General features: G+C 53.2%; 1 rRNA gene. It reads right to left on the bottom strand.

The annotated features are described in order from the left end of the window. Window positions 1-2,243: ribosomal RNA gene (locus tag M3202_RS21890) — 23S ribosomal RNA — on the bottom strand; the annotation flags it as partial. Window positions 2,244-2,285 lie beyond the last annotated feature (42 nt).

Raw genomic sequence — 2,285 nt, 5'->3', positions numbered from 1 at the left:
TCGAGGTTAGAATGTCAGCACAGTCAGGGTAGTATCCCACCGACGCCTCCATCGAAGCTGGCGCTCCGACTTCTCTGGCTCCTACCTATCCTGTACAAACTGTACCAACATCCAATATCAAGCTACAGTAAAGCTCCATGGGGTCTTTCCGTCCTGTCGCGGGTAACCTGCATCTTCACAGGTACTATAATTTCACCGGGTCTCTCGTTGAGACAGTATCCAAATCGTTACACCATTCGTGCGGGTCGGAACTTACCCGACAAGGAATTTCGCTACCTTAGGACCGTTATAGTTACGGCCGCCGTTTACTGGGGCTTCAATTCAGAGCTTCTCCCAAAAGGGATAACCCCTCCTCTTAACCTTCCAGCACCGGGCAGGTGTCAGCCCCTATACTTCGCCTTGCGGCTTCGCAGAGACCTGTGTTTTTGCTAAACAGTCGCTTGGATCTTTTCACTGCGGCTCTCTCGGGCTTGCACCCTATCAGAGCACCCCTTCTCCCGAAGTTACGGGGTCATTTTGCCGAGTTCCTTAACGAGAGTTCTCCCGAGCGTCTTAGAATTCTCTTCTCGCCTACCTGTGTCGGTTTGCGGTACGGGCACCTCACACCTCGCTAGAGGCTTTTCTTGGCAGTGTAGGATCAGGAACTTCGGTACTAAATTTCCCTCGCCATCACAGCTCAGCCTTACGGAAAGCGGATTTGCCTACTTTCCAGCCTACCTGCTTGGACGCGGCATTCCATCGCCGCGCTTACCCTACCTTTCTGCGTCCCCCCATTGCTCAAACGGTGAGGAGGTGGTACAGGAATGTCTACCTGTTGTCCATCGCCTACGCCTTTCGGCCTCGGCTTAGGTCCCGACTGACCCTGAGCGGACGAGCCTTCCTCAGGAAACCTTGGGCTTTCGACGGAGGGGATTCTCACCCCTCATTCGCTACTCATACCGGCATTCTCACTTCTGCGCGCTCCACCAGTCCTCTCGGTCTGACTTCGCTGCACGCAGAACGCTCCCCTACCACTGACACCATACGGTGCGAGTCCATAGCTTCGGTGATACGTTTAGCCCCGGTACATTTTCGGCGCAGAGTCACTCGACCAGTGAGCTATTACGCACTCTTTAAATGGTGGCTGCTTCTAAGCCAACATCCTGGTTGTCTGGGCAACTCCACATCCTTTTCCACTTAACGTATACTTGGGGACCTTAGCTGATGGTCTGGGCTGTTTCCCTCTTGACTACGGATCTTAGCACTCGCAGTCTGACTCCCGAGGATAAGTGATTGGCATTCGGAGTTTGACTGAATTCGGTAATCCTGTGGGGACCCCTAGTCCAATCAGTGCTCTACCTCCAACACTCTTCCCTCGAGGCTAGCCCTAAAGCTATTTCGGGGAGAACCAGCTATTTCCGAGTTCGATTGGCATTTCACCCCTACCCACACCTCATCCCCGCACTTTTCAACGTGCGTGGGTTCGGGCCTCCATTCAGTGTTACCTGAACTTCACCCTGGACATGGGTAGATCACACGGTTTCGGGTCTACGACATGCTACTGATGCGCCCTATTCAGACTCGCTTTCGCTACGGCTCCGCCTCATCAGCTTAACCTTGCAACATATCGTAACTCGCCGGTTCATTCTACAAAAGGCACGCTGTCACCCATTAACGGGCTCCAACTAGTTGTAGGCACACGGTTTCAGGATCTCTTTCACTCCCCTCCCGGGGTGCTTTTCACCTTTCCCTCACGGTACTGGTTCACTATCGGTCACTAGGGAGTATTTAGCCTTGGGAGATGGTCCTCCCGGATTCCGACGGGGTTTCACGTGTCCCGCCGTACTCAGGATCCGTCTCGGAGAGAAGGGCATTTCAGCTACGGGATTGTTACCCTCTCTGATGGATCTTTCCAGATCGCTTCACTTATGCTCTTCTTTTTTGACTCCATATGAGACGTCCTACAACCCCAAGAGGCAAGCCTCTTGGTTTGGGCTGTTTCCGTTTCGCTCGCCGCTACTCGGGAAATCGCATTTGCTTTCTCTTCCTCTGGGTACTTAGATGTTTCAGTTCCCCAGGTCTGCCTCCTCGTATCCTATGGATTCAGATACGGGTATCATCCCATTACGGATGATGGGTTCCCCCATTCGGATATCCCCGGTTCAAAGCTTACTTACAGCTCCCCGAGGCGTTTCGCCGTTCGTCGCGTCCTTCTTCGGCTCCTAGTGCCAAGGCATTCACCGTGCGCCCTTTCTAACTTAACCAATTTTGGCGGCAGATCTTCTTCGCATGTCTTCGTCAGCTTC

The organism is Halalkalibacter oceani, from assembly GCF_023715605.1.
Classification (GTDB): Bacteria; Bacillota; Bacilli; order Bacillales; family Bacillaceae_D; genus Halalkalibacter; species Halalkalibacter oceani.
The sequence above is the reverse complement of the archived record's forward strand: the minus strand, read 5'-3'. Positions and strand labels throughout refer to the sequence as shown.